The sequence below is a fragment of the Rheinheimera tangshanensis genome (assembly GCF_014645135.1).
In the GTDB taxonomy this organism is placed as follows: Bacteria; Pseudomonadota; Gammaproteobacteria; order Enterobacterales; family Alteromonadaceae; genus Pararheinheimera; species Pararheinheimera tangshanensis.
Genome location: NZ_BMLH01000006.1, coordinates 97886 through 120658, shown reverse-complemented (window position 1 = coordinate 120658; position 22773 = coordinate 97886). Strand labels below are relative to the sequence as shown.

Genomic DNA, 22773 nt, shown 5'->3' with positions numbered 1-22773 from the left:
CAAACGGCTACGAAAAAGGGCGGGAGATTTACATCGGACCCGCCCGTATTTTTACTTCACTCTCATACCTGGCGTAGCACCATCATCTGGTGTTAACAGGAAAATATCACTGCCACCAGGGCCTGCGGCCATCACCATACCTTCGGACATGCCAAAACGCATTTTACGTGGCGCTAAGTTCGCCACCATCACCGTCAGACGGCCAATTAACTGCTCTGGCTGATACGCGGATTTAATACCAGCAAACACCTGACGTTGCTCATTGCCTAAATCCAGTTGCAGTTTCACCAGCTTGTCAGCGCCTTCGACATGTTCAGCGTTGATAATACGGGCAACCCGTAAATCCAGCTTAGCAAAGTCATCAATGCTGATGGTTTCACCAATAGGCTCAATAGCGGCGTCTGAAGATACAGCCGCAGGAGCTGCTTTTGTTTCCGCGGCTTTTGGTGCAGCAACAGCAGCTGTAGGTTGTAAGTTTTCTTTTGAGCCTTCGATCATAGCTTCTACCTTGGTCATTTCGACGCGTTGCATCAGAGGCTTAAATACGTTGATGCTGTGATTGGTTAAAGCGGTCTGATAAGTCGACCAGCTTAATTCGTCGTTTAAAAACAGTTCCACTTCTTTGGCCATAGCCGGCAGCACTGGTTTTAAGTAATGCATCAGTACGCGGAACAGGTTAATACCCATAGAACAGACTAAATGCGCTTCGGTTAAGGTCGCTTCATTTTTTGCCAGCACCCAAGGCGCTTTGGCATCTATATACTGGTTGGCTTTATCGGCCAGCGCCATAATTTCGCGGATAGCACGGGCAAATTCACGTTTCTCAAAGCTTTCGGCAATGGTTTCGCCTGCAGCCGTAAATTCAGCTAATAAAGCAGGTTCGGCAATGTCTGCTGTTAACTTGCCATCGAATTTTTTGCTGATAAAGCTGGCGCAGCGGCTGGCGATATTCACCACTTTACCTACTAAGTCTGCATTCACTTTTTGCGCAAAGTCTTCCAGATTTAAGTCTAAATCAGTGATGTTGCTGGTGAGCTTAGACGCAAAGTAATAACGCAGATACTCCGGGTTTAAATGTTCCAGATAAGTACGGGCTTTGATAAAGGTGCCACGAGACTTGGACATTTTGGCGCCGTTGACAGTAACAAAACCGTGCGCATAGACAGAAGTAGGTTTACGGTAACCCGCGCCATCTAACATAGCTGGCCAGAACAAGCTGTGGAAATAGATAATGTCTTTGCCGATAAAGTGGTAAATCTCAGCGTCTGAGTCTTTTTGCCAGAACTGATCAAAGTTCACGCCGGTTTTATCACAGTAGTTTTTAAAGCTGGCTAAGTAGCCGATCGGTGCGTCTAACCAGACGTAGAAAAACTTGCCTGGCGCGCCTGGAATTTCAAAACCAAAATAAGGTGCGTCGCGGCTGATATCCCATTGCTGCAGGCCTTCAGTAAACCATTCCTGCAGTTTGTTCGCCATTTCGTCCTGCAATGAACCACTGCGGGTCCAGTCTTTTAGCATTTGCTCAAAAGCGGGCAGGTCGAAGAAATAGTGTTCGCTGTCTTTGAGCACAGGCGTAGCGCCTGACACCACTGAACGTGGGTTCTTCAGTTCAGTTGGACTGTAGGTTGCGCCGCATGAATCGCAGCTGTCGCCGTTTTGATCCAAAGCACCACATTTAGGGCAGTCACCTTTGACAAAACGGTCCGGCAGGAACATTTGTTTTTCAGGGTCAAACAACTGGCTGATGGTTTTGCGTTTGATATAACCACCCTGGTCCAGCTTGGTATAGATATCGCTGGCAAACTGCTTGTTTTCTTCGCTGTGCGTGCTGTGATAGTTATCAAAACCTATTAAAAATTCAGCAAAGTCTGCCTGATGTTCTTGCGAGGTTTGCGCAATCATCTGCTCTGGTGTGATCCCCAGTTGCTGAGCTTTGAGCATAATAGGGGTGCCATGAGCATCGTCGGCGCAGACGTAATAACACTGATGACCACGGGCTTTTTGGAAACGGGACCAGATATCAGTCTGAATATATTCCAGCATATGACCTAAGTGAATGGGGCCATTGGCATAAGGTAAAGCACTGGTGATCAAAATTTTGCGTTGTGTCATCGATAACTCATAGATATATCACTGAAAAAAGTGGCTTAATGATACAATAGCGCGCGTTAAAGCGCACCAGTTCAACAGCAGCAAAACGCTGAAAAGCTGGTAAAGTGGGCGCAAAAGACAGTTCACAGGAATTGAACCCGTTCAGCAACACAAATTGAGTGAGACGATGTGGTTTAAATGGTTTAAAAAAGCGGCAGAACAGTCATCTTCAGCCGATGGCATGCCAGAACTCTTAGCCAAAACTTTGGCTGAATTTCAAAGCAGTGAATTTCCTATGCCGCTGGATAGCTTGATCCAGCAGGCCAGTTTTAACAGCAAACAAAATAGCCTGAGCTTAACGCTGAAGTTCCCATGGTCCTCTTTGGCTGATGAATTATTACCTGTACTGCAGCAGGTGCAGCCAAATCTGACTCTGGAACTTCGAAGCGAAAACGCCGCAGAACCTGCCTACCGCACTATCAAACAAGTGATTTTGGTGGCGTCTGGCAAAGGTGGTGTGGGTAAAAGCACCACTGCGGTCAATCTGGCGGTGGCATTAGGCTTAGAAGGCGCTAAAACGGGGCTTTTGGATGCGGATATTTATGGCCCGTCTATTCCGACTATGTTGGGTTTAAAAAATGCCAAAGCGGAGTCACCGGACGATAAGCATTTATTGCCTAAACAAGCTGCTGGCATTTATCTGCAGTCGATCGGCTTTTTAGTCGACCCGGAACAAGCCTCGGTCTGGCGTGGCCCTATGGCCAGTCAGGCGTTGCTGCAGCTATTAAACGAAACTTTGTGGCCGGATTTAGATTATTTAATTGTCGATATGCCACCTGGCACAGGCGATATTCAGCTCACTATGTCGCAAAAACTGCCGGTGACCGGAGCTTTAATAGTCACAACACCGCAGGATGTGGCCTTGGCTGATGCACAAAAAGCCATTTCTATGTTTCGCAGCGTGAATATTCCTGTACTTGGACTGGTAGAGAACATGAGTTTTTATCAGTGCAGCCACTGCGGCGAAATCGACGATATTTTTGGTACCAATGGCGGCTTAGAATTAGCTGAACGTTATCAGGTACCAGTGCTGGGGCAGTTACCCTTACAAAAACAAATACGCCAGTCCTGTGATGCCGGAACGCCTTTAGTGCTGAACCCAGCCGAAAGCGGTACTGGTTTTTACCGGGCTATAGCACGACAACTGAGCTTTGCTTTATATTGGAACTCCCAACATCAGCAAGCGCAGCAACCCGACATTATTTTTACGGATGATTAACCATGAGATTGTGTGACCGCGACATTGAAGCCTACATCGAAGCAGGCAAGATCCAAATTACGCCACGGCCAACACCGGATATGATCAGCGGTGTCAGCGTGGATATTCGTTTAGGCCATAAATTCCGTACTTTTCGTGCCTATGCTGCACCTTTTATTGATTTAAGTGGCCCACGTGAAGAAGTGGATTTAGCGCTGAATTCAGTGATGAGCGATGAAATTGTACTGACAGATGACGAAGCCTTTTTCCTGCACCCAGGCGAACTGGCGTTGGCTATTACGCTTGAATCCGTCACTTTGCCTGCTGATATCGTAGGTTGGTTGGATGGCCGTTCTTCATTAGCCCGTTTGGGTTTAATGGTGCATGTAACGGCACACCGTATCGATCCGGGTTGGTCTGGCAATATAGTGCTGGAGTTTTACAACAGTGGTCGTTTACCGCTGGCACTTAGACCCAATATGAAAATTGGTGCGCTGAATTTTGAAACTATGACAGGTGAAGCGGCGCGGCCATACAACAAAAGAGTTGATGCGAAATACCAACAGCAAACAGGTGCGGTGGCAAGCCGTATCAGCCAGGATGATCAGAGCTAAAAAACTGCTTCGTATTTGAAGCTGTGGCGTTGTTAACGGCGTCAATCGCCGCAGAAATGAAAAAGCCCATACAAAAGTGGTATGGGCTGAAGCAATAAAGCAAAAATGAAGCGGGGTAATTATGCAATATATTTGCATAGCTTCGCAACCCGGCTTTTTTAGATTTTTTCATTTTTTTAGCAATTCCTGTCGCATTCACTGAATATTTAGTTAAAAAAAACAGAATTTATCCAAAGAGTTGTCAGGCTAATTCAAACAGCAACCTCAGATTTGATTGCGTACAGGAGTTTTTAATGCAAGCTGCCAGTTTTATCCGTCTTTTTAGCTTGGCTGCTATCTGGGGCTCATCGTTTTTGTTTATGCGTATTGCTGTTGGCAGTTTAGGGCCTGCAGCCTTAATGACGGGCCGGGTGTTGTTTGCGGCGTTGTTTCTGGGGTTGATGGGCTGGTTGTTGAAAAAGCATCAATTGGATTTAAAAAATAATTGGAAGCATTTTTTTATCCTCGGCTTTTTTAACTCAGCTTTACCGTTTTTGTTATTTGCCTATGCAGCGCAAACTTTAACAGCGTCAGTTTTATCTGTAGTCAATGCCACAGCGCCTATCTGGGGGGCTTTGATAGGTATCATGGTGTTCCGGCAAGCTTTAACTTTACGAATTGCAACAGGCTTAGTGCTTGGCATCAGTGGTGTAGCCATATTGGTGGGTTTTGACCCTGTAGTGCTGGAACCCGGAGCTTTAGTGGCCGTGTGTTGTGCGGCAGGCGCTGCTTTTTGTTATGGCATCGCTACTCATTACACACGTTTAGCAAAATCGGTCGCGCCTTACACCAATGCTCACGGCAGTATGTGGACCTCAACCCTGATGCTGGCTCCTGTGATGTTGTTTATGCCGGTACAAACGGATATCAGTCTGAATGTAGCTGCTGCAGTTCTGGCTCTGGGTGTACTTTGTACAGGTGTAGCTTATTTGCTCTATTTCCGTTTAGTTCAGGACGAGGGGGCAACGCCTGCATTAACTGTGACCTTTTTAATTCCAGTCTTTGGCGTATTTTGGGGTCATGTGTTTTTAAACGAGGTTTTAGGCTGGCATACTTTTGTTGGGGTGGCTGTGGTCATTACGGGCACTTCGTTAGTCACAGGTTTTAAACCTTCAGCGCTTTTTAAAGTCAAAGCCTAAACTGTAGCCAGTATTCAGAAGCTGTTCAGACAATACTTGCTATAAACTGATGCAAGCTGGTGATAAATCCATCAGTCGATGAAATTTTTAGAGTGTGGCGTCGGATCTCGCGACACTTTTACCTTTAGATCCGGGTTTTAGCGGCCACAAAAGTGGCAGGAGCTTACAATGCGTGCCCTGATGAAATGCTTACCTTTGCTTTCAGTGGCTTTATTCCCAGCCTTGTTGGTTGCCCCAGTAGCAGCACAACAAACCGCCAGTGCCGGTAGCACTGTGCAAAGTTTTAGTCAGGCTGAGCTGGACGCTATGCTTGCACCCATTGCTTTGTACCCGGATACAGTATTGTCGCATGTGCTGATTGCCTCGACTTACCCGCTGGAAATCATTAAAGCCAATAGGTGGGTGGAAGAACACCCAAACTACAGTGCTGAACAAGCGTTGGAGGAAGTTGAAGACGAAGATTGGGACCCAAGCGTAAAAGCTTTGGTGCCTTTCCCGCAGTTGCTGGAACGTATGAGCGACGATATTGACTGGACTCAGCGCTTAGGCGACGCCTTTTTAGGTCAGGAAGCGCAAGTGATGACCAGTATCCAGACTTTGCGTAATAAAGCTTATGCTTCAGGTAATCTGGATAAGCAAGAACATATTAAAGTGGTCAGGCAAGAAAAAACTATCATCATTGAACCTGCCTCTCCGCAAGTTGTTTATATTCCTTATTACGACCCTTACGTCGTGTACGGACCCTGGTGGTGGCGCAGTTATCAACCTGTTTACTGGCATGTCCCAGTAGGTTATGCCGTACATCGCGGATTTTCCTGGGGTGTGGGTATTCAGATCGCCCCTGGTTTTTATTTCAGCAGTTTCCACTGGCCACGTCGTCAGATTGTGGTGATCGATCATCACCATCATTGGCGCGAACCTTACTACTATCGCAGTCATCAGATTATTCACCATAAGAATTCTCATCATTGGCGTCATAACCCGCACCACAGGCGTGGTGTGAGCTACCACGCGGGTTATCAGCCAACACGTGAGTTCAGTGGTCAGCGCAGTTATCAGAATAGAGAACAGCAAAGAGAATGGGCCGCCCAGACTCGCGAAAACAAAGGTTATGCTCCAGATCGAAAAGTGAATACTCAGAAAGAGCAGCGCTTTGCAGAAAAAGACCGTCAATTTGAACGCAATAAAAAAGGCGATGACCTGATGCGTCGTGCGAAAGAAGAAGGTCCACGCGCTCAGGTGGAGCCGACAAATTCCCGCGAGTTGAAGGACAGGCAGCAGCTGTTGCGTCAGGAGCTGAAAAATAACAAGCGTCAGGAACTCGAGCCAGACCGTATCGTAAGGCAACCAGGAGCAGAAATGATCCGCCCTCAACGCACTTACCAGACCCAAAGGACTGAACAAGCGAAATTTGAGCGTCCTGTGCAACAACCACGAGTGGATACGGTGCGACCAGAGCGGAGTTACCAGACGCCTCGCATTGAACAGCCCAGATTTGAGCAACCTAAAATTGAACGAAGCTATCAGCAACCTCGTGTTGAACAGCCGCGTATCGAACGAAGCTATCAGCAGCCCCGTGTTGAACAGCCGCGTATCGAACGCAGCTATCAACAGCCTCGCGTTGAGTCGCCCAGAGTAGAGCGTAGTTATCAACAACCAAGGGTACAGCAACCCAGGATGGAGCAGCCTCGGTCGCAAAGCAGGGAGATGCGTGGTGGTGAAGGTCGTCGGCAAATCGAATAATAGTCTTTATCAGACTTAAAAAAGGCAGCGTTGGCTGCCTTTTGTATAATTCATCTCTACTTATCACAAGGACAGACGAATGAATGTCATTATAAAAGCTGTAGTTACTGCTTCGACGCTACTGATGGTGGCATTTAGTCCATTCAAAGTCTCAGCGCAATCCCCACTGTTAAAAGAGCAAATTGAATCCATAGTCATTGGAAAAAAAGCCACTGTAGGCGTTGCAGTGTGGGGGCCTGACGATCTGGAACCTTTACTGATTAATCCTTTTGAAAAATTCCCAATGCAAAGTGTATTTAAATTGCATTTAGCTATGTTGGTACTGCATCAGGTTGATCAGGGAAAGTTGGATTTAAATCAGACCGTTATCGTAAACAGGGCTAAGGTTTTACAGAATACCTGGGCTCCGATAATGAAAGCGTATCAGGGAGACGAGTTTAGTGTTCCAGTGCAGCAACTGCTGCAATACTCGCTCTCGCACAGCGATAACGTGGCCTGTGATTTGTTATTTGAACTGGTTGGTGGACCAGCTGCTTTGCATGACTATATCCAGTCTATGGGTATAAAGGAGACCGCTGTGGTCGCAAATGAAGCGCAGATGCACGCCGATGATCAGGTGCAGTATCAAAACTGGACCTCGATGAAGGGGGCCGCAGAGATCCTGAAAAAGTTTGAGCAAAAAACACAGCTGTCTGCATCCTCGCAGGCTTTGCTATGGAAGTGGATGGTCGAAACCACCACAGGACCAGAGCGGTTAAAAGGCTTGTTACCAGCAGATACTGTGGTCGCACATAAAACTGGTTATTCGGGTATCAAAGCCGGAAAAACTGCGGCCACTAATGATATAGGTATCATTCTGTTGCCTGATGGACGGTCGTTGCTGGTTGCAGTTTTTGTAAAAGACTCAGCCGAGTCAACCCGAACCAATGAAGCTATCATTGCGCAAGTTGCTCAGGCTGCGTACCAGTTTGAATTGAAAAAGCTTTCTGCTCTGAGCCCAAATTAACTGACTATCAGCACTATCTAAGCCGCTGGCTCTGGTTGTACACTAAAGTCATGATCTGAAATTGGAGTAGGTTATGCAGTTATTAGGTTCAGTGGCTTCCCCTTTTGTTCGTCGTTTACGTTTAGTACTGGCAGGGCAACCTTATCAGTTTGTAGCGCTTAATATTTTTGAGTCTGAAGGCCGTTCAGTGTTGGTACAACATAATCCGGCACGCAAAGTGCCAGTGTTAGTGGATGGAGAGCAGGTTATTTTTGATTCAGGCGTAATTTATCGTTATTTGGCTTCGAAACTGAAATTAATACCATTGAGCTGGGATCAGGAAAACGGCCTGACCACTATTAATGCCTGTACAGACTCGTTGGTTGAATTACTGCTTTGTAAGCGCTCAGGTTTTGACGTGACTGAAGACAAATTGTTTTTTAATCTGCAGCATGAGCGAATTCAGGCGACGCTAGAGGCACTTGAGCAACAAATCAGGGCAGGGCATTTTGGGCACTGGGACTATCCTAGTATCAGTCTGTTCACTTTAATCGACTGGATATTGTTCCGCGATTTAGTCGACTTAAAACCCTTCCCTGTATTATTACAGTTCAGAAATGAGCATTTAAACCAGCCGATGGTGGCTGAAACCGACCCGCGTTTGAGCTAATAAAAATGGGGTCAGATCACATTGTTAACTGTTAACAATGTGATCTGACCCCAAATTTTTATTCCACACCAATAAAACCGCCGGTTTGATGCGCCCATAATTGAGCGTAAATACCGCCTTTGGCGATCAGTTCCTGATGACTGCCTTGCTCCACAATACGACCTTGATCCAGAACGATCAGCCTGTCCATAGCTGCTATGGTAGATAAACGGTGTGCAATGGCTATAACTGTTTTGCCTATCATTAACTGGGTCAGACTTTGCTGAATAGCTGATTCTACTTCAGAGTCCAGCGCTGAGGTGGCTTCATCCAAAATCAGAATAGGGGCGTTTTTCAGTAAAACCCGTGCTATTGCAATACGTTGACGTTGACCACCAGAAAGTTTGACTCCACGTTCGCCCACCTGAGCGTCGTAGCCACTGTTGCCTTTAGGGTCGGTAAGCTCCTGAATAAAAGCATCGGCTTCGGCTAAACGGGCTGCTTCGATCATTTCCGCTTCGGTAGCGCCAGGACGACCATATAAAATATTTTCCCGCACAGTGCGGTGTAGTAAGGAGGTATCTTGGGTCACCATAGCGATGTGAGCGCGAAGGCTTTCCTGGGATACGGTTTTGATGTCCTGACCGTCTATTAAAATCTTGCCTGAATTGACATCATAAAAACGCAGCAGTAAGTTCACCAAGGTGGATTTACCCGCACCAGAACGGCCGACTAAACCTACTTTTTCACCGGGTTTAATCGACAAGTCCAGACCATCAATCACAGGGCCATGTTCACCTGCTGCTTTGCCGTAGTTAAAGTTCAGTTGCTTAAACTCAATCTGACCTTGTGGCACTTCAAGCGGCTTCGCATCAGCGGTGTCGATGATTTGCTGAGGCTGAGACAAGGTAGCAATACCATCAGCCACAGTACCTATGTTTTCAAACAGTGCACTGACTTCCCACATGATCCACTGTGACATACCATTTAAACGCAGTGCCAGACTGACTGCGATGGCAATAGAGCCTACGGTGACCGCATTCACAGACCAAAGCCATATCGCCAACGTGGCAATAGAGAACACCAACAGATAGTTCAGACCCTGCACACAAATATTGAGCCAGGTAGCCAGTCGCATTTGTCTGTAAACAGGTACCAAGAACAGCTGCATGCTATCGCGGGCGTATTCTGACTCACGAGCCGTGTGTGAAAACAGCTTAATAGTGCTGATATTGGTGTAGCTGTCGACAATACGACCCGTCATTTCTGAACGGGCATCGGCTTGTTCTGTTGCAACTTGTTTCAGCCGTGGCACAAAATAAAACTGCAAGCCGGTGTAAATGACTAACCAGGCAATCATCGGCAGCACGAGACGCCAATCTGCATCGGCGATCAGATACAACATAGAGCCAAAATACACCACCACATACACCATGACATCCAGCAGTTTGGTGGCAGTTTCCCGCACAGCCAAAGCCGTTTGCATCACTTTAGTGGCGATGCGACCAGCGAATTCATTCTGGTAGAAACCTAAACTTTGTTTCAGTAAATAGCGATGCGCCAGCCAGCGGATTGACATAGGGTAGTTACCCAATATGGTCTGGTGGATCAGGGCTGAGTGGAAAAATACCAAACCAGGCAACACCAACAACATCACTATGGCCATAGTGATCAAGGTATCCTGCTCTTCCTGCCAGAAGGTTGCCGGATTCTTCGTTACCAGCCAATCGACTAATTGTCCCATATAACCGAATAAAGATACCTCTAAGGCAGCCAGTAAGGCTGTCGCAATAGACATCAGGATCAGAGGCAACACCATGCCTTGACTGTAATGCAAACAAAATGCAAACAGGCCTTGAGGTGGCTGAGTTGGCTCTTTATCAGGGAAAGGGTTGGTTAAGCGTTCAAAAAAGCCCAGCATAAAATTCCTCAGCAGCAACGAAAAAGGCGATTATTGTACGTCAAAGTTTAAAAAACAGATGTAACTATTTGATGAAAGCTCGGTTTTGAGCGGCCATCTTATTTGATTACCTATGGCTTGTGATTTGCTTTTTTGCTGAACAGAACAGCAGGTTGTTGAAAATAAATACAAAAAAAATCTGAAAAATCCAAAAGATGCTATATCACGTGAACTCAGCAGCTTAGATTTATTTGAGGACCATTAATAGGTAATAACTGGAAAATCTATAACTTAGCTTCTGTTTTGTCAGCTTGCAAAGGACTTTTTGCTTTCTACACTGAAAATACAGAGTACCCGAATCAGGGTGTTGTCTCGTCTTACAGGAGTGTTGAAATGGATGCCAAAGAATTACTGGTCTACATGAAGCAGGCAGAACTGCAAGCTGAGTTAGTCGTTGAGGCTGGTCAGCAACTGGACAGAGCCATCAAACAATTACATGACTGGTCTGAAGATTGGGATTGTCAGCGTCGGGCTTGTGAAGATATGTACGATGCCGTGCATTTAATTCTGATCCATAGCTATCAATTATCCCGGATTTTCTGGCCCGCCAAGTGTTGCGGAGAACTGGGGCTGGATTTGTGTCACAGAGCCATGGCGCTGCGCAGTGAAATAAACCTGCCTGATCTAAACCATCCACTGCGGAATGAGGCGTTATGGCGTCATGCAGATGAGCTGGATCATTCAGTGCGGGATAATACTGCACTGCGTCGTTATCAAGCGCATCATTTAACCGGTTTTAATCAGGTGATCACCTGGATGGATAATGAAGCCATGTTTTGCTGGCTTGAACCTGCCAGTAAAACCTTTGTGTTTCATGCTGAGGAGTTTGCTTTAGCCCACTTACTGGATACTGTGCATCAGGTGCAACAAGATATTCAGAATTTTCTTAACAAGCAGCTTCAACCAAATCGAAATATGGCCAAAGCTGGCGTGTATCACTATGAGAAGCAGTGGGGGGGCATTTAAAATAAGACAAGACAGATCTTGTCCACAGCTTTGTTGTTATGACTACTTATCTAATTTAATAAATCCGTAGGCAGAAATCTCGCTGAGCTTATGTTCCCTGATCTTTTTTGCGACTTCTGCTTGGTAGTCTTCAATGTACAGGTGCAAAAAATCTTTAAACTCTTCATCCAAAGCACGTCTATCCACAGAGTTACCGAACCGTTGCGCTTCGTATGCAAGCAGGCATAATCTATGCGCCCGGATCTCCATATCTGCGGCCACCTGCTTTTCGATAATGTTTAAAGCATCTGACATTCCAATCAACTTCTTGTAGAAAAACAGACTTAACAGTAAAAAGCCAAACGTAACTGCAGACATAACAAAAGTCAGCATTCCTGAAGTTCCTTTCTGTGCTTGACGGCTCCTGATATGGACCATAAAAATATCGCTAAAATTGCTGCGATATTGATAGCTGGTATTCCATATTTGTATATACCACCCAATAGATCAGTGCCAAATATGACTCTGTCTGTGAATCTCGCTACCTGCAGAACAGAGTGCATCAAGATGCTTAAACAAATGAATTGAGTGATTTGTTCAACCGCCCATACGAATTTTCTGTGAATAACCCAGATGATACCAAGCGTCAGTGTTTGACATATCACCCAACTTGGATACCAAAGTAAGCGAGCGAGCTCAGGAGATGTTTCAGATATCCCCATCAGCAAAGGAGCAATCCTGTCTTGAGCTAATCCCGATAAAGTGAGTATCAATATGGTTATTCGTGCAGATTTACTGGCCGACCAGACTAAGGACAGCAGTAGAGATCCTATGCACAACACCCACAAGTACTCAGCAAGAGTTGTAATAAATGTCCCCACAAACTACCTCTTATTTTGGTGGTTCATTACCCCAGCCACCACCTAATGTAGTCAGTGTTGGATTTATTGCTTTAGATCCTTGCTGCTGCTCTGCAGCCAGCTTCGCCTTTGCTTCAGCAGATAAGGTGACAGTGTCTGCAGTAGAGGGTGCTGTTGTAGTGGTGGTTTTAGCCTGAGCAGCAGGAGCAACAGTTTGTGTTGTTGATGTAGCCGCTGTGCCCGGAGTATTTAAGTTGATTTGCATAACTGTTCCTTACCATTGTCACTAAATCAGAAAACAAATGTACACGAACTGTTTATAAAAAATCCAATAATTTTTACAACACAAAAGAATTAATAGCGCTCAGACAGCTGGATGGGCGATATGAATTGTTGAATCCTCGAAAATAGCCCCCTGCATTTTCAACATACCGTCTTTTTATGGACATAAAAAAACCTGCTCTAAAAGCAGGTTAATTAAATGGTCGGTACGAGAGGATTTGAACCTCCGACCCCTTCACCCCCAGCGAAGTGCGCTACCAAGCTGCGCTACGTACCGACGTTGGGCCTTATACTACTGCTTTAACTTATAAATGCAATGCCCGCTGGTTTGACTGCGTTTTTTTTGTTCGCTTTGGCCTGTATCAGCTTAGTTTCCAAGCGCCAGTTCGACCCAATGTTGATAGACGGGGATGGCCAGCAGCACGTTGACCGGAAAAGTAATACCTAATGAGGCCAGCATTGCCAGACCTATATTGGCATCCGGGATACTGGCGCGCACCGCAGCTGGTGCTGCTATGTAAGATGCACTGGCTGCTAATGTAGTTAAAACCAGTAATGAGCCTTGAGGTAAATCCAACAGTAAACCAAAAGCCAGACCTAAAGCGCCCAGGGCAAATGGAGCCAAGGCGGCAAACAGCATCAAGCGCCAATGTTTAATCGGCAATGGGTTACAGACCTTCGCTGTGCACAGCCCCATTTCCAGCAAAAACAGCGCCAGCATAGTTTTAAAACCACCAATCAGTGCAGGAGCTAAAGGCTCCAGCCCTTCAGGTCCATATAAATAACCTATCAGAACACCACCACCTAATAACAGCACACCGCGACTGGTTAGGGCTTCTCGCCAGATATGAGCCTGATTGCCCTGGCCTTTAAGCGCACCATATAAGCCCAGCATAATAACGATGGCAGGGAGTTCCAGCATCACTAAATAGAGGGTAGTTTCGGGGAGCAGTGGCAAACCTGATTTTTCGGCATAAGCCAAAACAACCGCAAAGGTACCGGCGCTGACGGAGCCATAGTGAGCTGCAATACTTACGCTATCTGAGTTAGTGAGTTTGATCAGGTAACGTAATACTGGATAAGCCAGCAGCGGAATTATCAAACCTAAAGCCGCAACGGCTAACAGATCCGGGATCATGCCGCTATGGGCCTGCCCATGCAAAGCCAAGCCGCCTTTGAGCCCCAGGACCAGCATCAGCAGGATGGATAAGGTTTCGTAAATGGACTGAGGAACTTTTAAATCTGACTTTAATAAACCTGCCAGCAGGCCAAAGGCGAAAAATGCGATCACAATATCAGGCATGACTTTACTCCGTAGCTGTTATTGGGTGGCGATTCTGCCTGTCTTTGGGTATATTGGATAATTAATTGTTTGCAACTTTGGTATTGATGATTATCTATGGATGTGCGGCATTTAAGTTTTAGATTATTGCAGGTGTATGTGCAGGTGGTGCGTTTAGCTTCAGTCTCTGCGGCTGCGCGGCTGTTGCATTTAACTCAGCCTACAGTGTCCTTACAGCTAAAAAAATTAGCAGACGAAGTGGGACAGCCTCTGCTCGAATACCGTGAAGGTAAAGTGCACACCACTTATGTTGGCGATGCATTATTTCAGGCGGCGTCTGATGTGCTTAGTCGTTTTGATGACTTTTCCGCCTTATTAGAAGAAGCCAAAGGTGGACGCAGTGGTACTTTAAGCTTAGGCATAGTGACTACCGCAAAATATGTCATGCCGACTATCCTGGGAGCTTTTGACAAAATGAATCCCAAAATTGATGTGACATTAAATGTTGGCAACAGAGCTCATATTTTAAACCGGTTTGCTCATCAGGATGATGACTTGTATCTGTTTAGTCAGCCACCCAGCGGCGAGCAGGTTCAGGCCTGTCGTATTATAAAAAACCCGCTGCAACTGCTGGCGCCTGCGGATCATTGGGCGACTCGTTATTGTGAACAAGGTGGGGAGCTTGATTTTGCTCAGTTAAAAAATGAGCGATTTTTAATGCGGGAACCGGGTTCGGCCACTCGTATGCAGTTTGAATCCTGGTTGAGCAGCCAGGGGGTTGAGCTGTCAAAGACGATGCAAATTGAAAGCAATGAAGCTATCCGACTTAGCGTTGCCAGTGGTCTGGGGCTGGCAGTGTTATCCACTTACACTTTGGCGCAAAGTAATGACCAATTTAAAATACTGAAAGTAAAAGGCTTTCCCTTGAATAGCCATTGGTATCTGGTGGCGAGAAAAGACAAAAGGTTAAGTGCTTCAGCCAGGCGTCTGGTGCAGTTTATTGCACAGCATCTGACAGATTGTATTGAAGCTCAGTGGGTGGTGGAGGATATTGCGGCGTTAGATCAGTATTTTAGCTAAACAGCGGGTAAAAACTTTGCCTTGCGGCTCTTAGCAAGGCATCATTTTGTTTTATGAGTTTTGGAAGTCTGTATGTCTTTATGGATCCCTTTTACATTGCTGGCTGCATTTATGCAGGCGATGCGCAATGCGCTACAAAAACAACTAAGCAAAGATGTGCCTGTGATGGGCGTGACCTTAGCCCGCTTCATTTACGCCGGGCCTTTAGCGCTTTTGTATTTACTCGGACTTTACCAATGGCAGGATTATGCCATTCCACAGTTTAGCCTCTGGTTTGTGTTTTACGTGCTAGCTGCTTCTGCTATGCAAATTCTGGCTACTGCCTTGATGGTGGTGTTGTTTCGGTTAAAAAACTATGCAATAGGGGTGGGTCTTGCCAAAAGCGAGGCTATTCTGGCTGCTATTGTAGGTGTGATGTTTTTTGGTACTTACATCAGCCCTTTAGGCTGGGTTGGAGTTTTTATTGGTGGCATAGCTGTGTTTTTATTAACAGGAGCCACCAGTATTCAATCGTTATCAGTCAAAACTCTGGCCTTAGGTTTAGGCAGTGGTTTGGCCTTTGCATTGACATCCTTGTGGGTCCGAGAGGCCAGCCTGACTCTGGGCTTGCCATTTTTACCTGCAGCGGCCTGGGTGCTGTTTTTTGTGATCACCACTCAAACCATAGTGTTGTTAGTTTATCTTGCGCTGAACGACAAAACGACCTTAGTGAAGTTATGGCAAAGGCCACAACTGACGTTAGCCACCAGTTTCACTAGTTGTTTGGGCTCTTTAGGTTGGTTTACCGCGATGAGTTTACAGGCTGTGGCTTATGTTAAAACGCTGGGGCAGGTGGAAGTGTTATTTACACTGCTGATTTCCGTTTTGGTACTCAAAGAAAAACTCAAACGTCAGGACCTGCTGGGGTTGACTCTGATCGTGCTTGCGGCAGTGCTGGTGATGTGGGCTTAGTTTTGAGTTGATAGGTAAATAAAATGTTTTTTATTTAAGCGGTTTGTCATAAATCTGAGTTAATCTTGTAGTGCTTTGATGGAGAAGCGAAGCAATTCCGGGGGCAGGATGCAGATCCTCAAACAACAACAAGAACTGACAGGATTTATAATGAAACAGATCACAACCTTATCATTGCTCGCTGCAGCGTTATACAGCAGTGCCAGCTTTGCCAATCTGCTGATCACTGAAGTGTTGTACGACGCTCCAAACAATGACAGCACTGAAGAGTTTGTCGAACTTTATAACAACAGCTGTACAGCCATTAATCTGCAAGGCTATAGCCTGCAGGATAACGGCGGCAGCTTTAATTTGTCTGGCACTGTAGCGCCACGCAGCTATTTTCTGGTGGCAAAAAACAGTGCAGCCATGCAAAGCCTGTATGGCAAAACACCAGAGCTAGCTGGTTTAACTCTGGCGTTTGGTAACAGTGGCGATTACGTCAAATTAAAAAATGGCAGCACGGAAGTGGATGCAGTCGGCTGGGAAAATGGCTTGTCCGGCTGGTCCATTAATGCTGTGGATAAATCCATTAGCCGCAATAAAACCACAGACAATAATCTGGCCTCAGATTGGGTGGTGTCTGCCAATTATGGCAACCCTGGCACCGGCGTATTTACTGCAACCTGCAGTGGCGGTGGTGATACCGGAGGTGGCACTCCACCTGTTGTTAACTTGCCCACCTATTACGCAGCCGCAGTTGGCAAATCCGGTAGCGAGCTCAAAGCTGCGCTCAACAGCATTTTACGGGGTCACGTACGCTTAACTTATAGTCAGGTGTGGGATGCGCTTTCCTATACAGATGAAGACCCCAATAATACCAATAACGTGATTCTGCTTTATGCAGGCCGCTCCGAAGCCAAAACCTTCCGCGCCGGCCAGACCAATTCTTTGGATGCCTGGAATCGGGAGCATGTCTGGGCGAAAAGCCATGGTTTTCCCAGTGAAAGCCAATATGCCTATACCGATATCCATCATTTGCGACCTGCCGATGTGTCTATTAATTCCAGCCGGGGCAATAAAGACTTTGATCTGGGCGGCACAGCTTTGACTGAAGCACCGGAAAATAAAACCGACAGCGACAGCTTTGAGCCCCGTAATGCCGTCAAAGGTGACGTGGCCCGTATGATGTTTTATATGGATGTGCGCTACGAAGGCGGCGATGAAACCAGTACGCCAGACCTGATATTACGCAATTTTGCTCCAACTGGCAGTTCAGCGCCAGAGATGGGAAAACTTTGTGTATTGCTGCAATGGCATATCCAGGATCCGGTCGATAGTTTTGAAAGTCGTCGCAACAACCGTATTTACGAATGGCAACAAAACCGCAATCCCTTTATTGATAACCCACAATGGGCTCAATCGATTTATGGCGCAAGTTGTGGTCTTTAACGGGTAGAGTTGCACCAAGCTGCTTTTGCAAGCAAAAGCAGCTTGGAGTGTGTCAGAGGCCGAGCTAGAATGAGCCAACTTAAAAAAGCGTTTAAGCGCTAGTCTATGGAGCATCTATGAAGCCTGAAACTCTGTTGCAGCAACTGCAGCAAAACCCTGACTTTTTAAAACTCACCTTAGCCCATCCCGATTTTTTACCTTTTGTTCGCTATTCACTTCAAAACGGCACACAAATCCAAATCTGGGATACAGGGGTGCTCTATTGTCAGCCCAAGCAGTGTGGCCAGCAGGACATAGTACTCAGCAGCGGCGTGCATGGTAATGAAACTGCACCTATCGAGCTTTGTTCCACACTGTTAAACGACGTATTGGCTGGCAAACTATTGCTGACAGAGCGGGTGCTGTTTTTATTTGGTAACCCAGCGGCGATGAATGCGGGAGTACGGGAGATTCAGGATAATTTAAACCGATTATTCTCTGGTCATCACAGCAAAGAGCCGGGCATACAGAGTGCGGAGCGTGAGCGGGCGAAAAAGCTAGAAGGCTATGTGGTGAAGTTTTATGAAGAGGCTCCGCAAGGTTTACGTGAACGTAAACTATATGATTTGCATACCGCTATTCGTGGCTCACGTTTTGAGAAGTTTGCCGTTTATCCATTTTTACATGGCCAAAACTGGAGTAAACAACAGTTTGAGTTCCTCAATGCTTGTGGTGCCAATACGGTACTTTTGATGCAAGCTCCGGCCAGTACCTTCAGTTATTTTGCCGCCCAAAGCTGCAAGGCGCATGGCTTTACCATCGAACTGGGTAAGGCACGGCCTTTTGGTCAAAACGATATGAGTCGTTTTGCTGAAGCCGCTACTGCTTTAAGAGCTTTGATTTCAGGCAGCGAGCTGAACACAAAGGAGTTTAACGAAGCCGACTTTAACCTCTATGAAGTACGTCGTGCGATCAACAAAACTACCGAAGCCTTTGCACTGCATTTTGCCGACAGTATTGAAAACTTCACCACCTTTGATGTCGGTACTGTGCTGGCCAGTGATGAAGGTGTGGAATACAAGGTAGAAGTGGAAGGTGAAGCTATTATTTTCCCTAATCCTAAAGTGGCCATTGGTCAGCGCGCCATGCTGATGGTAAAACCTGTTTCTGTAGCTGGAAAAGTGAGTTAAGCCTTAGGTTCATGGCATAGCAGAGTACAAAATATCTGACAGCTGGCCCTGCTTTAGTGCATGGACCAGCTGTTTTTATTTGTGCCTCTGGTTGCAATGCAGTTTACGTAAAGGTAAAGTTGCGGCCGAAAAATAGAAGAAAATAGCCATACTGATTAAAACACGTAAAACAAAAAATAATGGTCAGGGCAAACGGGGAAACGCAATTCAGTTACCAAGAGTGGTCACCAAGCCACCACGCGTCTATACCCAAGTATCTTGATGTTGCAGCTAGGCGACAAGGCATTGAGTCCCTAGGAGCATAGTAAACCTATGTGACTGGGGCGAAATGGCGCAGTCAACAACGCTGTAGCTTCAAATACGACGGGTATAATCCTTTGCCACAGTCTGACGGATACAACCAAAAGAGACACCTATGACTAACCCCAATAACGCAACCATCTCTACAGTGCACACAGCTGAGTTTACCAGCGGTCACGCGTTACAAATTCCTACGCTGCGTATCCTGCAGGATGACGGCTCTTTGTACCCAGGAGCTGAAGCTCCAGAGCTTGATAAAGCCACAGCCCTTAAAATGTACGACAGCATGCAGTTTATTCGCATACTGGACGAGCGTATGCTGGCCGCTCAGCGCCAGGGCCGTATCAGTTTTTACATGCAGTGTTTAGGCGAAGAAGCCGCCACTGTTGGCAGCGCTGCTGCGCTGGATGATAAAGACATGATTATGGCGCAGTACCGTGAGCAAGGCGCCTTACGTTATCGTGGTTTTAGTCTGGAACAGTTTATGAATCAGCTGTTTTCCAACGAAAAAGATTTAGGCAAAGGCCGCCAGATGCCAGTGCATTACGGCAGCAAAGACATTTATTACATGACCATTTCCTCACCACTGGGTACACAAATTCCTCAGGCCAGTGGTTATGCGTATGCGCAAAAGTTACGCGGACTGAAAAACACCACCATTTGTTATTTTGGTGAAGGTGCCGCCTCAGAAGGTGACTTCCACGCTGGTTTAAATATGGCAGCTGTGCATAAAGCGCCGGTTATTTTCTTCTGCCGTAACAACGGCTATGCCATTTCAACCCCAGCCAACGAACAGTTTAAAGGCGATGGTATTGCGTGTCGTGGTGTGGGTTATGGCATCAAAGCTATTCGTGTCGACGGTGCTGATATTCTGGCCGTGTACAAAGCCACCCAAATGGCGCGTGACTATGCGCTGGAGCACGAAGAGCCGATTTTAATTGAATCTATCGCTTACCGTTTGGGCGCGCATTCTTCCTCTGATGACCCAAGCGGTTATCGCTCGAAAGAAGAAGAAGAGCTGTGGCGTAAAAACGACCCGATTTCCCGTTTCCGTTTATGGTTGGTGAAACAAGGCTGGCTGGACGAAGAAGCCGATAAAGCGAAATCTGATGCGCTGCGTCAGGAAATTCTGGATGCATTAAAAGTGGCTGAAAAAGTGGCCAAGCCTGGTATCGAGCATCTGATGAGTGATGTGTACGAAACGCCAATTCCACTGTTGAACGAACAATTAGAAGAACTAAAAGCACATATCAGAAAGTACCCGGAAGCTTATCCGGTGACGGCGGGGAGATTTGAATAATGGCTAAGATGAATATGTTGCAGGCGATCAACAACGCCTTAGATTTAGCCATGGCCAAAGACGATGGTGTGGTTTGTTTTGGTGAAGACGTCGGTCACTTTGGTGGTGTATTCCGCGCGACCAGCAAGTTGCAGGAAAAATACGGCAAAGCCCGTTGTTTCAACACGCCTTTAACTGAGCAAGGTATCGCGGGTTTTGCTAACGGTATGGCGGCTCAGGGCATGAAACCTGTGGCTGAAATTCAGTTTGCTGATTACATCTTCCCAGCCTTTGATCAGATTGTGAATGAAACTGCTAAGTTCCGTTACCGCTCAGGCAATGAGTTTAATGTCGGTGGTTTAGTATTCCGCACGCCATACGGTGGTGGTATTGCCGGTGGTCATTACCACAGTCAGTCGCCTGAAGCTTATTTTGCTCATACGCCAGGTTTGAAAATTGTGGTTCCACGCGATCCATCTCAGGCCAAAGGCTTGTTATTAGCAGCCATTAACTGCCCGGATCCGGTGATTTTCTTCGAACCTAAGAAACTGTACCGCGCCTCAGTCGGCGAAGTGTCGGAAGACTATTACGAAATTCCATTAGGCAAAGCCGAAGTGCTGCAACAGGGCAAAGACGTGACTGTGTTAGCCTGGGGCGCACAGATGGAAATTATCCAAAAAGCTGTGGATATGGCACAAGCTGAAGGCATTTCCTGTGAAGTGATTGATCTTCGCAGCATTCAGCCCTGGGATGTCGACACTGTGGCACAATCGGTAATGAAAACCGGCCGTTTAGTGATTAACCATGAAGCGCCATTGACCGGTGGTTTTGCCGCTGAGATTGCATCAACCATTCAGAAAAAATGCTTCCTGCATCTGGAGAGCCCGATTGAACGGGTTTGTGGTTTAGATATTCCGTACCCGCTGGCACTGGAAAAAGAATATGTGCCCGATCATCTGAAAACTTACGAAGCGATAAAACGCTCGGTGAACTTCTAAGGATAGCCAGATGAAAAAAGATTTTATTCTGCCGGATATTGGCGAAGGCATAGTTGAGTGTGAAATCGTGGAATGGCTGGTGAAAGAAGGTGATCGTATCACTGAAGATCAGCCGGTTTGTGATGTGATGACTGACAAAGCTTTAGTGCAAATCCCTGCTGTGTACGACGGTGTGGTGACTAAGCTCTATTACGCCAAAGGCGATATCGCCAAAGTGCATGCGCCTTTGTTTGAAATGGACACAGAAGGCGCTGCGCCTGCTGTTGCAGCTTCATCTGCTCCAGTTCAAACTCCAGCCGCTTTGACCACAGGCAAACAGCTGGAAGACTTTATTCTGCCTGATATAGGCGAAGGTATTGTTGAGTGTGAAATTGTCGAGTGGCTGATCAAAGAAGGTGATGTATTGGCCGAAGACCAGCCCGTCTGCGATGTAATGACCGACAAAGCTTTAGTGCAAATTCCGGCTAAATACGCCGGTAAAGTGGTGAAGCTGTATTACGCCAAAGGTGAAATTGCCAAAGTACATAGCCCGCTGTTTCAGCAGGAAATAGCTGGTACTTCGACTTCTGCTGCGGCTGTTGTTGCAGCGCCAGTTGCTGCCCCGGTTTGTGCTGCGAAAGCAGCCTCTGTTGCTGCGGCTTCAACGGTGGCTCCTGCTGGCAATGGCAAAGCTTTAGCCAGCCCAGCCGTGCGTCGTTTAGCCCGTGAATTAAGCATTGATTTATCTTTAGTACCAGGTTCTGGCGAAAAGGGCCGGGTTTATAAAGACGATGTCAAAGCTTATGCCAATGGTGGTACTGCTTCTGCTGCGGCCAAAGCGGTTGCAGCTCCGGTTAAAGCCGCTGCGACCGCGGCTGTTGTGACCAGTACTGGTGGCAGCCGTGTTGAGCCTATCAAAGGCATTAAAGCAGCGATGGCGCGTCAGATGCAGGATTCGGTCTCGACCATTCCGCATTTTACCTACTGTGAAGAAATTGATTTAACAGAGCTGATTGCACTTCGCAGCCAACTGAAAGATCAATACGCTAAACAGGGTATTAAGCTCACCTTGATGCCATTTTTTATGAAAGCCATGTCGCTGGCTATGAAGCAGTTCCCTATTATGAACAGCCAGGTCAATAGCGACTGCACAGAGCTGACTTATTTTGATGACCACAATATTGGTATAGCGGTCGACTCAAAAGTGGGTTTACTGGTGCCCAATATCAAAGGTTGTCAGAACAAGTCGATCGTACAAATTGCTCAAGAGCTGACCAGGCTGACTGACGCCGCCCGTGAAGGTCGTGTCAGTCCGGTGGAGCTCAAAGGCGGCACTATCACCATCTCCAACATCGGCGCCATTGGTGGCACTGTGGCCACTCCTATTATCAATAAGCCAGAAGTGGCGATAGTAGCGCTGGGTAAAACTCAGTTATTGCCACGTTTTAACGCCAAAGGTGAAGTGGAAGGCCGCTCTCTGATGCAAATCAGCTGGTCTGGCGATCACCGCGTGATAGACGGCGGCACCATAGCCCGTTTCACCAACTTGTGGAAAAGCTATCTGGAACAACCGTCATCCATGTTGCTGTCGATGGTCTAATCCATTGACGAAGCACTGGTCATTGGCTTCGTTCTTTGCTACAAAACCCGGATGATCAGAAGATCCTCCGGGTTTTGTTTTTAAAGGGCGAAAGCACGCAGGCAACAAAGCTGCAGTTTCAAGTACCATTCGGGTTCAG

19 protein-coding genes and 1 tRNA gene are annotated in these 22773 nt (G+C 46.7%); 14 read left to right on the top strand and 6 right to left on the bottom strand.

Annotated features, from left to right (window positions below; all coding sequences use genetic code 11):
• Positions 1 to 51: 51 nt before the first annotated feature.
• Complete coding sequence (gene metG / locus IEW88_RS12530) at positions 52 to 2112, bottom strand: methionine--tRNA ligase (protein WP_147904252.1); 2061 nt, start codon at positions 2110 to 2112, stop codon at positions 52 to 54.
• 166 nt (positions 2113 to 2278) lie between these two features.
• Between metG and apbC the strand changes: the two genes are divergently transcribed.
• The 6 genes from apbC (at position 2279) to IEW88_RS12500 (ending at position 8539) form a co-directional block, all read left to right on the top strand.
• Positions 2279 to 3370, top strand: a complete 1092-nt coding sequence (apbC, locus tag IEW88_RS12525; protein ID WP_147904251.1) for an iron-sulfur cluster carrier protein ApbC — start codon at positions 2279 to 2281, stop codon at positions 3368 to 3370.
• A 2-nt stretch (positions 3371 to 3372) separates the two neighbouring features.
• Complete coding sequence (gene dcd / locus IEW88_RS12520; RefSeq protein WP_053423470.1) at positions 3373 to 3963, top strand: dCTP deaminase; 591 nt, start codon at positions 3373 to 3375, stop codon at positions 3961 to 3963.
• A gap of 293 nt (positions 3964 to 4256) precedes the next feature.
• Complete coding sequence (locus IEW88_RS12515; protein WP_147904250.1) at positions 4257 to 5141, top strand: DMT family transporter; 885 nt, start codon at positions 4257 to 4259, stop codon at positions 5139 to 5141.
• Positions 5142 to 5309: 168 nt separating this feature from the next.
• Positions 5310 to 6884 (top strand): DUF3300 domain-containing protein, encoded by a 1575-nt coding sequence (locus IEW88_RS12510; RefSeq protein ID WP_147904249.1) that lies wholly within the window; start codon positions 5310 to 5312, stop codon positions 6882 to 6884.
• A 79-nt stretch (positions 6885 to 6963) separates the two neighbouring features.
• Positions 6964 to 7890: a PER family extended-spectrum class A beta-lactamase gene (gene blaPER, locus IEW88_RS12505; protein WP_147904248.1), complete on the top strand. Its 927-nt coding sequence runs from the start codon at positions 6964 to 6966 to the stop codon at positions 7888 to 7890.
• A gap of 73 nt (positions 7891 to 7963) precedes the next feature.
• Positions 7964 to 8539, top strand: a complete 576-nt coding sequence (locus tag IEW88_RS12500) for a glutathione S-transferase family protein (protein WP_147904247.1) — start codon at positions 7964 to 7966, stop codon at positions 8537 to 8539.
• Positions 8540 to 8597: 58 nt separating this feature from the next.
• Here the strand turns inward: IEW88_RS12500 and IEW88_RS12495 are convergent, their stop codons facing one another.
• Complete coding sequence (locus IEW88_RS12495; protein WP_147904246.1) at positions 8598 to 10439, bottom strand: ABC transporter ATP-binding protein; 1842 nt, start codon at positions 10437 to 10439, stop codon at positions 8598 to 8600.
• Between the two features lie 372 nt (positions 10440 to 10811).
• Here IEW88_RS12495 and IEW88_RS12490 point away from each other — a divergent pair, with 372 nt between their 5' ends.
• The gene (locus IEW88_RS12490) at positions 10812 to 11444 is read left to right on the top strand and encodes a hypothetical protein (RefSeq protein ID WP_147904245.1); all 633 of its coding nucleotides are present in this window, start codon (positions 10812 to 10814) and stop codon (positions 11442 to 11444) included.
• Positions 11445 to 11486: 42 nt separating this feature from the next.
• Here IEW88_RS12490 and IEW88_RS12485 read toward each other — a convergent pair whose 3' ends face one another.
• The 4 genes from IEW88_RS12485 to IEW88_RS12470 all read right to left on the bottom strand — a co-directional run bounded on the left by IEW88_RS12485 (position 11487) and on the right by IEW88_RS12470 (position 13868).
• Entirely contained in the window at positions 11487 to 11816 is a 330-nt protein-coding gene (locus IEW88_RS12485) for a hypothetical protein (RefSeq protein WP_147904244.1), read from the bottom strand.
• Positions 11817 to 12314: 498 nt separating this feature from the next.
• Positions 12315 to 12548 carry a hypothetical protein gene (locus IEW88_RS12480; protein ID WP_147904243.1) on the bottom strand — a complete coding sequence of 78 codons (234 nt, stop codon included), beginning with the start codon at positions 12546 to 12548 and terminating at the stop codon, positions 12315 to 12317.
• Positions 12549 to 12765: 217 nt separating this feature from the next.
• Positions 12766 to 12842: transfer RNA gene (locus tag IEW88_RS12475), tRNA-Pro, on the bottom strand.
• A gap of 90 nt (positions 12843 to 12932) precedes the next feature.
• A complete protein-coding gene (locus IEW88_RS12470) occupies positions 12933 to 13868 on the bottom strand; it encodes a sodium-dependent bicarbonate transport family permease (protein WP_053423481.1) in 936 nt (311 codons plus the stop codon).
• Positions 13869 to 13964: 96 nt separating this feature from the next.
• Here IEW88_RS12470 and IEW88_RS12465 point away from each other — a divergent pair, with 96 nt between their 5' ends.
• The 7 genes from IEW88_RS12465 to IEW88_RS12435 all read left to right on the top strand — a co-directional run bounded on the left by IEW88_RS12465 (position 13965) and on the right by IEW88_RS12435 (position 22634).
• The gene (locus IEW88_RS12465; protein WP_147904242.1) at positions 13965 to 14927 is read left to right on the top strand and encodes a LysR family transcriptional regulator; all 963 of its coding nucleotides are present in this window, start codon (positions 13965 to 13967) and stop codon (positions 14925 to 14927) included.
• A gap of 72 nt (positions 14928 to 14999) precedes the next feature.
• Complete coding sequence (locus tag IEW88_RS12460; RefSeq protein ID WP_147904241.1) at positions 15000 to 15878, top strand: EamA family transporter; 879 nt, start codon at positions 15000 to 15002, stop codon at positions 15876 to 15878.
• A gap of 150 nt (positions 15879 to 16028) precedes the next feature.
• Positions 16029 to 17309: an endonuclease gene (locus tag IEW88_RS12455; RefSeq protein ID WP_147904240.1), complete on the top strand. Its 1281-nt coding sequence runs from the start codon at positions 16029 to 16031 to the stop codon at positions 17307 to 17309.
• A 116-nt stretch (positions 17310 to 17425) separates the two neighbouring features.
• Positions 17426 to 18478: a succinylglutamate desuccinylase gene (astE, locus tag IEW88_RS12450; RefSeq protein ID WP_147904239.1), complete on the top strand. Its 1053-nt coding sequence runs from the start codon at positions 17426 to 17428 to the stop codon at positions 18476 to 18478.
• Positions 18479 to 18893: 415 nt separating this feature from the next.
• Positions 18894 to 20078 carry a thiamine pyrophosphate-dependent dehydrogenase E1 component subunit alpha gene (locus tag IEW88_RS12445; protein ID WP_147904238.1) on the top strand — a complete coding sequence of 395 codons (1185 nt, stop codon included), beginning with the start codon at positions 18894 to 18896 and terminating at the stop codon, positions 20076 to 20078.
• On the top strand, positions 20078 to 21055 hold the full coding sequence (locus IEW88_RS12440) for an alpha-ketoacid dehydrogenase subunit beta (protein WP_147904237.1): 978 nt from the start codon (positions 20078 to 20080) through the stop codon (positions 21053 to 21055). The genes IEW88_RS12445 and IEW88_RS12440 overlap by 1 nt, the downstream gene beginning before the upstream one ends.
• A 10-nt stretch (positions 21056 to 21065) precedes the next feature.
• A complete protein-coding gene (locus tag IEW88_RS12435) occupies positions 21066 to 22634 on the top strand; it encodes a dihydrolipoyllysine-residue acetyltransferase (protein ID WP_147904236.1) in 1569 nt (522 codons plus the stop codon).
• The last annotated feature ends 139 nt before the right edge of the window (positions 22635 to 22773 follow it).

Bases quoted from the DNA above. Each gene is read 5' to 3' on its own strand.
- metG (WP_147904252.1), bottom strand. From the start codon at position 2,112: ATGACACAACGCAAAATTTTGATCACCAGTGCTTTACCTTATGCCAAT.
- apbC (WP_147904251.1), top strand. From the start codon at position 2,279: ATGTGGTTTAAATGGTTTAAAAAAGCGGCAGAACAGTCATCTTCAGCC.
- dcd (WP_053423470.1), top strand. From the start codon at position 3,373: ATGAGATTGTGTGACCGCGACATTGAAGCCTACATCGAAGCAGGCAAG.
- IEW88_RS12515 (WP_147904250.1), top strand. From the start codon at position 4,257: ATGCAAGCTGCCAGTTTTATCCGTCTTTTTAGCTTGGCTGCTATCTGG.
- IEW88_RS12510 (WP_147904249.1), top strand. From the start codon at position 5,310: ATGCGTGCCCTGATGAAATGCTTACCTTTGCTTTCAGTGGCTTTATTC.
- blaPER (WP_147904248.1), top strand. From the start codon at position 6,964: ATGAATGTCATTATAAAAGCTGTAGTTACTGCTTCGACGCTACTGATG.
- IEW88_RS12500 (WP_147904247.1), top strand. From the start codon at position 7,964: ATGCAGTTATTAGGTTCAGTGGCTTCCCCTTTTGTTCGTCGTTTACGT.
- IEW88_RS12495 (WP_147904246.1), bottom strand. From the start codon at position 10,439: ATGCTGGGCTTTTTTGAACGCTTAACCAACCCTTTCCCTGATAAAGAG.
- IEW88_RS12490 (WP_147904245.1), top strand. From the start codon at position 10,812: ATGGATGCCAAAGAATTACTGGTCTACATGAAGCAGGCAGAACTGCAA.
- IEW88_RS12485 (WP_147904244.1), bottom strand. From the start codon at position 11,816: ATGCTGACTTTTGTTATGTCTGCAGTTACGTTTGGCTTTTTACTGTTA.
- IEW88_RS12480 (WP_147904243.1), bottom strand. From the start codon at position 12,548: ATGCAAATCAACTTAAATACTCCGGGCACAGCGGCTACATCAACAACA.
- IEW88_RS12470 (WP_053423481.1), bottom strand. From the start codon at position 13,868: ATGCCTGATATTGTGATCGCATTTTTCGCCTTTGGCCTGCTGGCAGGT.
- IEW88_RS12465 (WP_147904242.1), top strand. From the start codon at position 13,965: ATGGATGTGCGGCATTTAAGTTTTAGATTATTGCAGGTGTATGTGCAG.
- IEW88_RS12460 (WP_147904241.1), top strand. From the start codon at position 15,000: ATGTCTTTATGGATCCCTTTTACATTGCTGGCTGCATTTATGCAGGCG.
- IEW88_RS12455 (WP_147904240.1), top strand. From the start codon at position 16,029: ATGAAACAGATCACAACCTTATCATTGCTCGCTGCAGCGTTATACAGC.
- astE (WP_147904239.1), top strand. From the start codon at position 17,426: ATGAAGCCTGAAACTCTGTTGCAGCAACTGCAGCAAAACCCTGACTTT.
- IEW88_RS12445 (WP_147904238.1), top strand. From the start codon at position 18,894: ATGACTAACCCCAATAACGCAACCATCTCTACAGTGCACACAGCTGAG.
- IEW88_RS12440 (WP_147904237.1), top strand. From the start codon at position 20,078: ATGGCTAAGATGAATATGTTGCAGGCGATCAACAACGCCTTAGATTTA.
- IEW88_RS12435 (WP_147904236.1), top strand. From the start codon at position 21,066: ATGAAAAAAGATTTTATTCTGCCGGATATTGGCGAAGGCATAGTTGAG.